The following is an 8,007-nucleotide window of genomic DNA, read 5'->3' on the forward strand; positions in this document are numbered from 1 at the left end:
TCGCCGGCTCGGTCGCGGCGGCCGACGCGCTGCCCCGCGTCGCGGACGCGGCCGGCGACCGCCTGACGGTCCTGTTCGACAGCGGAGTGCGCGGCGGCGCCGACGTGTTCAAGGCCCTCGCCCTCGGCGCACGCGCGGTCCTGCTGGGCCGCCCGTACGTCTACGGCCTCGGCCTGGACGGCCAGGCCGGCGTCGAGCACGTCATCCGCTGCCTGCTGGCGGAGTTCGACCTCACACTGGCCCTGTCGGGCCATGCGCGGCCCGGTACGGTGACGCGGTCGGACCTGGAGGCCGGCGGCGCGGTCGGCCCGTGACCCCCGGGACGGCTACGCCGCCGTCCACCTCTGGGCGGCGGACCCGTCGCGGACCTTCACGACGAGCACGGCACCCGTCCGGTCGCCGCCGGCGGCGAGCGCGAGCGTCCGGTCCCACCGCGGCAGCAACTCGCCCTGCGGCGTGAGGTCGTAGCGCACGTCGTCGCCCCGTTCCGACCCGGCTCCGGCACAGCGGCCGAGGAGCACCACCCCGGCATCGGCGTGCGAGTCCAGGCACAGCCCGGTGCCGGCGGCGCTGCGCAGCAGTCCGTCCGTCTCGTACGTCCAGCGCTGGGTGGCCGAGCCGGAGCACGCGGCGAGCACGGCACTCGCCCCGGCCTCCGGCCCGCCCTTGACGTCCAGGCACCGGCCGGCGGCGTCCCGCAGCGGCCCCGGCCGGCCGGCGGCGGGCAGGCCGGTGGGGCTCGGCGAGGCCGGCCGGGGGACGGCGTCGGTGGCCACCGGCTCGGTGCCGTCGCCGCCGTCCGGCCACGCGCCGACCGCGAGGACCGTCGCGAGCAGCACGGCCGAGGCCACGCCGACGCCCGTCAGGAGGGCCCGGGACGACCAGGCGCCCGGCGGCCGGCGCGCGGACACGGCGGTGACCAGCCGGGCGGGCCGCCCGGGGCCGCCGGCGCGGCGCCGTCCGCCGCGGCGCCGGCGCCCACCGGATCCGGCGGACCCGGTGGAGCCACCGCGGGCGGGGCCCTGGCGGCGGCCGGGGCGGGAGTCGAGGTAGCGGCGGGCCCCCCAGCCGAGGACCGCCTCGGCGAGCAGCACGCCCAAGGCCGCGTCGACGTGGCCGAGTTGCTCGGCCGCGTGTCGGCAGTGGGCGCAGCCGGCCAGGTGGTCCTGGACGTCGGGCAGCAGCGTGCCGCCCCGGCGGATCGGCACGTCGAGCAGGCGGTTGTAGTACCGGCACTCCTTGCCGGGCGCGAGTTCCCGGTGGGCGCGCACCAGGCCCTCGCGGAACGTCTCGCGGGCCTGGTCGAGCGCGGCCGTCGCGCTCCCGACGTCCACGCCGAGCAGTCCGGCGGGCACCGCGGGCGGTTCCGCCTCCACCTCGGTGTGCCACAGCAGTGCCTGTTCCGGCCGGGAGAGGGCGTGGAACGAGCGCTCGGAGAGGAGGCGGTTCTGCGGCACCGGGGCCGGCGCGGTACGCATCCCACGGCCTCCGGCGGGTTGCGCGAGCTGGGGCAGTACGGCGGTGATCCGGTCCGTGGCGGCCCAGTTCAGGACCGTGTCCCGGACGGCCACCAGCAGGCGGGGCCGCAGCGCGTCGGCGGGTTCGCCGAGCGCCAGCCGGCCGAGGACCTGGTGGAAGGCGGTGGCGGTGACCATGTGGGCCAGGGGCCCGGGGGCGGCCAGGCAGATGGCCGCGTACTCGTGGGCGGGCTGCCAGTGACGGGCCATCAGGAGGGCGGCGGACCGGGAGGCCTCGGCGTCGGAGCCGGCCCGCAGCGGCCCGGCGAGGAACTCGTCGGACTCCCCGGATCCCGCGCCGGACGGCGGCCGGGAAGGACGAGGCGGATGGGGGGTGAGCACGGAGCGGATTCCTTCTGGCGCTTGGTGCGTACGGAAATTCACCGCGTGGAAACCCTTGCACACCTTCCACAGGAGCAACAAGCCGCACGGATGGCATGAGCCGGTTCGAAAGGAGGTCAGAAACGTTTCGCCGGGCAGGGGTTGGCGAAAAGCGGCCGGATTCCCCGTGCGCCCCGTGTGAAGCGCGCGCACGCACCGGCCGGGCGCGCACGCTGCCGCCGCCGGCGGACCGGTAGTGGACTGGGAACCGGTCCTCCTCGGATGGCCCCACCCGGCCGGCGGTTCCGGCGGCTTCCCCCGCCGGCCGGGGCGGGCCGGGCCGGCGCGCGGGTCAGAGCCGCCAGGAGCGGAGCCGGGCGGCGGCGCCGTACACATCGGTCCGGCCGGAGACCAGGTCGCGGACCAGACCGGCCAGGGCGCCGTGGGGCGGGTCGATGCCGACGCCACTGAGGTGCATGTAGGCCACGGCGGTGGCACAGGCGAAGCGGGCGTTCGCCGCGGGCAGCGGCTTGAGCACCGCGAGGGTGTGCAGCAGCGCGGCGGCACGCCAGGCCGCGTCGGCGTCCGCGCCGAGCCGGGGCGGGTCCACCCGGTGCCGGGCGACGGCGGCGACCAGCGCGGAGAAGTCGTGCGGGGCGGGCCGGCCGGGCAGCACCTCCTCGTGCCGCTCGAGCAGCCAGGGGACGTCGATGTGGATGACGGACGGCATCGCTCAGGCGGCCTCGCCCTCGGCGGGGGGCTCGTCGTCGGGGAAGGCAGCCGCGAACTCCTCGGCGTGACCGGCGAAGAAGCGGCGGAACGCCTCGGCGCCCTCCTGCAGGGCGCGGTGCCGGGCGATGTCGGCGGCGGCCGCCTCGCGGACCAGGGCCTTCATCGACGTACCGCGCTCCTTGGCGATCTGCCGCAGGTCCTCGAGTTCCCGTTCGCTGAACTCCACATTGAGAGCTGGCATGGCCCACACGGTACCGCTCGGGTACTCACGCGTAAATACGCCCAGTTCAGCACGGGACCGACGCGGTACCGGAGCGGTGCGGCCCGCGCTCGGCCGGCGACCCGCGCCCGGCGCCCCGCGCCCCCGACCGACGGCCGACGGCCGACGGCCGGGGGCCGCCGTCCCACGACCCCCCACCCGGGACCCGCGACCCGCAGGCTTTCCCCCGTGACCGGACCCGACCGTGTTCGACCGGTCGGCCAGGTGGCCCCGCAACCGTCGCTCACGGCGGGCCGGGAAGCACTACGCTGGACCAACGGGTGGAGCCACCCGTTCACTGTGAGTGTGCGCTTGGGAGCGGCGACGATGAGCCGGGTCTATCCGTTCGACGATGCGGCCACGGCCCGCGCCGCCGTCGGCGACGACGGAACGCTGACGGAGTGGAACGAGGGCGCCAGCCGCCTGCTCGGCCACCCGGCCGCCGCCGTCCTGGGCCGCCCCGCCGCGGAGCTGCTCGCCGACGCCGGCCCCCCGGCCCGGCCCGTCGGCACCCGCTGGGCGGGCACGGTCGGACTGCGCCACCGGGACGGCCGTACGGTCTCCGTGTGGCTGCTCGCCCACCGCCGCCCGCCCGACGACGAGCACCCGGGCGACTGGCTCGTGGTCACCCCGCTCGCCGAGGACGGCCCGCCGCCCGGTGGCGACCCGCTCGCCGAGGCCGGCCTGCTCCAGTCGCCGTGCGCGATCGCGGTGTACGACGACCGGCTGCGGCTGCGCCGGATGAACGACGCGATGGCCGAGGTGATCGGGCTGCCGGAACGGCGGCTGCGCGGGCTCCGGCTCGCCGAGATCGGCGGCAGACCGCAGAGCGAGGAGCTGGAGCAGGACATGCTCCGGGTGCTGACCACGGGCCGCCCGCTGGACGTGCAGACCTCCCTGCGCACCGGCGGCGACGAACGGGCCCACGCCTGGCTCGCCCGCATGGCGCCGGTCCGGGACCCGGCGGGCCGGGTGCGGGGCGTGTGCCTGGCCGCGCACGACATCACCGACAGCCGGCGGGCCCGGCAGCGGCTGCAGCTGGTCAACGAGGCCAGCGTGCGCATCGGGACCACGCTCGACGTCACCCGGACCGCGCAGGAGCTGGCGGACGTGTGCGTGCCCGCGCTCGCCGACTTCGTCACCATCGACCTGCTGGACCCGCAGGAGTACGGAGGCGAGCCGCCCGCCCGCATCACCGCCCCGGTCCGGCTGCGCCGCACCGCCCACCGGTCCGTGCTGCCCGGCGTGCCCGAGGCCGTGATCGATCCCGGCACGGCGGAGGAGTACCCGGACTTCTCCCCGCAGGCCGACTCGCTGACCGCGGGCCGCACCATCGCCACCTCGTTGGCGACCGGCGACATGGACCAGTGGCTGACCTGGCACGGCGAACGCGGCGAGCGGGTGCGGCGGTTCGGCATCCACTCCTCGATGTCGGTGCCGATCCAGGCGCGCGGGCTGACCCTCGGCGTCGCGGTGCTCACCCGGCACCGCCGCCCGGACGGCTTCACCCCCGACGACGTCCTGCTGGCCGAGGAGATCACCGCGCGCGCCGCCGTCTGCATCGACAACGCCCGCCGCTACTCGCGCGAGCGGGAGACCGCGCTCGCGCTCCAGCGCAGCCTGCTGCCCCGGTCGCTGCCGCGCACGGCCGCGCTGGACGCCTCCTCCCGCTACCTGCCGGCCGCCCGGGCCGGCGTGGGCGGGGACTGGTTCGACGTGATCCCGCTGTCGGGGATGCGGGTCGCGATGGTGGTCGGTGACGTCGTCGGGCACGGCATCCAGGCCTCGGCCACCATGGGACGGCTGCGCACCGCCGTACGCACCCTCGCCGACATCGACCTGGCCCCGGACGAGCTGCTCACCCACCTCGACGACCTGGTCGTCCGGCTGTCCGAGGAGTCCGGCGGCGACGGCAGCCCCGGCGAGGAGGGCAGCCCCGGGGAGGTGGGCGCCACCTGCCTGTACGCCGTCTACGACCCGGTGTCCCGCTGCTGCACCCTCGCCCGCGCCGGGCACCCGCAGCCCGTGGTGCTGCGGCCGGGCGGCACGCCGCAGGCCCTGGACGTGCCCGCCGGTCCCCCGCTGGGCCTGGGCGGGCTGCCCTTCGAGTCGACCGAGGTGGAACTGCCCGAGGGCACCGTCCTCGCGCTGTACACCGACGGGCTGGTGTGGTCCCGGGAGCGCGACCCCGAGACGAGCCGGGAGATGCTCCACCGGTCGCTCGGCGCCTACGCGGGCTCCCTGGACGAGACCTGCGACCGCGTCCTGCACACCCTGCTCCCGGCCGGCGCCGCCCCCGACGACGTGGCGCTGCTGCTGGCCCGCACCCGGGGCCTGCCCGCGGCGCAGGTGGCGACCTGGGACATCCCCGCGGACCCGGCGCTGGTCGCGCCAGTGCGCAAGCAGGTCGTGGAGCAACTGGACACCTGGTCGCTGCGGGAGGCCTCGTTCACGACGGAGCTAGTGGTCAGCGAGCTGGTCACCAACGCCATCCGGTACGGCGCGCACCCGATCCGGCTCCGGCTGATCCACGACGAGGCCACGCTGATCTGCGAGGTCTCCGACACCAGCCCCACCGCCCCGCACCTGCGCCGGGCCAAGACCTACGACGAGGGCGGCCGGGGTCTGCTGCTGGTCGCCCAGCTCACCCAGCGCTGGGGCAGCCGGCACCATCCGCAGGGCAAGACGATCTGGGCGGAACTGCCGCTCCTCGAAGAGGAGGCGTAGGCGCAGACGCAGGCCCCGGCAGGGCCCTCAGGAGGCCGTCAGCCACGGCCGCACCTGCTTGCGGGCCTCGTGCAGCCGGGACTTCAGGGTGCCGAGCGGGATGCCGGCGCGTTCGGCGGCCTCGGCGTAGTCGAGCTGGCAGATGTCCCGGTAGACGAGCGGCGCGACCAGGTGCGGGTGCTCCCGCTCCAGGCGCTCCAGGGCCTCCAGCAGGTCCACCCGGGAGCCGGCGATGACGCTGGTGGTGCGCGGGTCGACGGCGTGCCCCGGCTCGATGGCCACGGGCTGTTCGGCCGCCCGCCGCTTCAGCTCGCGGTACTTCTGCCGGCAGCAGTTGGCGACGACGGTGTACAGCCAAGTGCCGAAGCGGCTGCGGCCCTGGAAGCCGGAGATGTGCCGGGCCACCTGGAGCAGCACGTCCTGGGCCGCCTCCTCGGCGTCCTCCCGGCAGGGCAGGAAGCGCGCGCAGCGGCGCACGACCTCCGGCCGTATCTCCGTCAGCAGCCGGTCCAGGGCCGTGCCGTCGCCGGCCGCGGCACGCCGGGCGAACTCCTCCGTCAGCGCCTGGTCCTGCACGGACGGCCCCCCTCCTGGTCGACCTCAGGCCAGGCATGATAGTCGTATGCACCCCCTGGAGCGGATCGGCCGCCACCGCCTCGAACGGCCGCTGGGCAGCGGCGCCTTCGCCACGGTGTGGCTCGCCCACGACCCCGAGCTCCAGGCCCCGGTGGCGGTGAAGGTGCTCGCCGAGAACTGGGCGCACCGGCTCGACATCAGGGAACGCTTCCTCTCCGAGGCGCGGCTGCTGCGCCGGGCCGGCTCCAGCCGGGTGGTGCAGGTCTACGACATCGGCGAACTCCCGGACGGCAGACCGTACTTCGTGATGGAGTACGCCGGCGGCGGCACCCTCGCCGATCTGCTGGCCGGCGGTCCGCTGCCGGTGCGGGAGGCGCTCGCGCTGACCGCCGAGGCCGCGCGCGGCGCCGCCGCGCTGCACGAGGCGGGCATCGTGCACCGCGACATCAAACCGACCAACGTGCTGCTGCACACCGCCCCGGACGGTACCCGGCGGGTGCTGCTCGCCGACCTGGGGCTGGCCAAGAGCCTCGCGCAGGCCTCGGTGCTGACGCTGGCGGCGGGTTCGGCGGGCTACCGGCCGCCGGAGCAGGCCGAGCCCGGCGCCGGCATCGACGAGCGGGCGGACGTCTACAGCCTGGGCGCGGTCGGCTACGAACTGCTCACCGGGACCGTGCCGGGGCCGCCGGGGCAGGTGGTGCCGCCCCGGCGGCTGCGGCCGGAGCTGGACGCGGACGTGGAGCGGGCGCTGCTGCGCGCGCTCGAGCCGGACCGGGCGCGCCGCTGGCCGGGCGCCTCCCGGTTCGCGGCGGAGCTGGACCGGCTGGCCGCGGCGCCGGCGGTGCGCCCCGCGCGGCGCCTGGACCGGGTGCGCGGCCGGCTCACCCCCCTGACCCTGGTGCTCGCCGCGGCCCTGGCCGCCGGCGCCGCCGCGGTCACGGTCACCGCGGCGCTCCACCGGGACGGCACCGCCGACGAGGAGGTGCGGGTCACGGACGGCACCGGCCGGGTGAGTCTGCGGGTGCCGGCCGCCTTCGGCCGCGAGCTGCGCGGCTCCGGCTGGGACCCGCGGGCGCTCGGGCTGGCCGCCGGGCACCAGCCCGGTCTCGTGGTGGCCGACGACCTGTCCCGCTGGTCCGATCCGACGACGCCCGTGGACGGCGTGTTCGCCGGGGTCGGCGGGCACGGGGACGTCACCGCGAGGGTGAAGGCCCTCACGCACTCCGGCTGCCGGTACGGGGGCGCCCGTACCTTCTCGGACGCCGACTGGCACGGTCTGGTCCGGTCCTGGGGCAGCTGCCCTGACGGCGGCTCGGTCACCGAGTCCGCTCTGGTCCCGGCGGGCGGCGCCGCACGACCGCAGGTGTACGTGCAGGTGCGTCAGCAAGGCGGCGGCGACGCGACCGACCGTGTGCTCCGTTCGCTGCGCGTGAGCTGAGCCACGCCTGCCGAGCGGCCCGGCGGGGAAGAGAACCGGACAGAACCCGCCGCGTCCCGAACTTTTCCGGCGGTCCGTGCATCGGACGGAGAGGACGGCGCACCCGGCGCCGCAGGCACGCGTCCCGGTCGCGTGCCGTGACCTCCAGGAGTGTTGAGCGACATGGTGTACACCCCCCGGTCCGCCCGGCACGGTGCCCTGCTCGTGGGCACGGTCGCCGTGCTGGGCCTCCTGTCCGCCTGCGGTGACGGCTCCGGCGCGCACAGCGCCGGCCCGGCCACCGTCTCCGGTACGGCCGCCCCCGCGCGGGACACCACCGAGCCGCCGGTGTCTCCCACGGCCACGGCCCCCTCCCCCACGGACCCCGCACACCCCGCGAAGACCGCGAAGACCGGCTCGGCGTCCGCGCCGCGGACCACGGGCACCGCGGGCGGCAG

Annotated in this window: 7 protein-coding genes and 1 pseudogene; 4 read left to right on the forward strand and 4 right to left on the reverse strand. The window is 76.7% G+C overall.

The annotated features are described in order from the left end of the window. Nucleotides 1–314, forward strand: a 314-nt coding sequence (locus IE312_RS41650) for an alpha-hydroxy-acid oxidizing protein (RefSeq protein ID WP_229900367.1), incomplete at its 5' end; no start/stop codon positions are given. Nucleotides 315–326: 12 nt separating this feature from the next. Here the strand turns inward: IE312_RS41650 and IE312_RS23895 are convergent. The 3 genes from IE312_RS23895 to IE312_RS23905 all read right to left on the reverse strand — a co-directional run bounded on the left by IE312_RS23895 (nt 327) and on the right by IE312_RS23905 (nt 2,811). Then, complete coding sequence (locus IE312_RS23895; RefSeq protein ID WP_189984375.1) at nt 327–1,859, reverse strand: RICIN domain-containing protein; 1,533 nt, start codon at nt 1,857–1,859, stop codon at nt 327–329. Between the two features lie 331 nt (nt 1,860–2,190). After that, a complete protein-coding gene (locus tag IE312_RS23900; protein ID WP_189984376.1) occupies nt 2,191–2,568 on the reverse strand; it encodes a toxin Doc in 378 nt (125 codons plus the stop codon). Between the two features lie 3 nt (nt 2,569–2,571). After that, the gene (locus IE312_RS23905) at nt 2,572–2,811 is read right to left on the reverse strand and encodes a hypothetical protein (protein WP_189984377.1); all 240 of its coding nucleotides are present in this window, start codon (nt 2,809–2,811) and stop codon (nt 2,572–2,574) included. A gap of 345 nt (nt 2,812–3,156) precedes the next feature. On the opposite strand from IE312_RS23905, the gene IE312_RS23910 reads away from it, so the two are divergent. Then, nucleotides 3,157–5,556 (forward strand): SpoIIE family protein phosphatase, encoded by a 2,400-nt coding sequence (locus IE312_RS23910; protein WP_189984378.1) that lies wholly within the window; start codon nt 3,157–3,159, stop codon nt 5,554–5,556. 27 nt (nt 5,557–5,583) lie between these two features. Here the strand turns inward: IE312_RS23910 and IE312_RS23915 are convergent, their stop codons facing one another. After that, nucleotides 5,584–6,132, reverse strand: coding sequence for an RNA polymerase sigma factor (locus tag IE312_RS23915; protein WP_189984379.1), 549 nt, complete (start codon nt 6,130–6,132; stop codon nt 5,584–5,586). A 46-nt stretch (nt 6,133–6,178) separates the two neighbouring features. Here IE312_RS23915 and IE312_RS23920 point away from each other — a divergent pair, with 46 nt between their 5' ends. After that, on the forward strand, nt 6,179–7,570 hold the full coding sequence (locus IE312_RS23920) for a serine/threonine-protein kinase (protein ID WP_189984380.1): 1,392 nt from the start codon (nt 6,179–6,181) through the stop codon (nt 7,568–7,570). Between the two features lie 162 nt (nt 7,571–7,732). Beyond that, nucleotides 7,733–8,007 (forward strand): annotated as a pseudogene (locus IE312_RS41655) (DUF4232 domain-containing protein); the annotation flags it as partial.

Origin of the sequence: Streptomyces capoamus (genome assembly GCF_014654935.1) — a bacterium.
In the GTDB taxonomy this organism is placed as follows: domain Bacteria; phylum Actinomycetota; class Actinomycetes; order Streptomycetales; family Streptomycetaceae; genus Streptomyces; species Streptomyces capoamus.

Bases quoted from the DNA above. Each gene is read 5' to 3' on its own strand.
- IE312_RS23900 (WP_189984376.1), bottom strand. From the start codon at position 2,568: ATGCCGTCCGTCATCCACATCGACGTCCCCTGGCTGCTCGAGCGGCAC.
- IE312_RS23905 (WP_189984377.1), bottom strand. From the start codon at position 2,811: ATGCCAGCTCTCAATGTGGAGTTCAGCGAACGGGAACTCGAGGACCTG.
- IE312_RS23910 (WP_189984378.1), top strand. From the start codon at position 3,157: ATGAGCCGGGTCTATCCGTTCGACGATGCGGCCACGGCCCGCGCCGCC.
- IE312_RS23920 (WP_189984380.1), top strand. From the start codon at position 6,179: ATGCACCCCCTGGAGCGGATCGGCCGCCACCGCCTCGAACGGCCGCTG.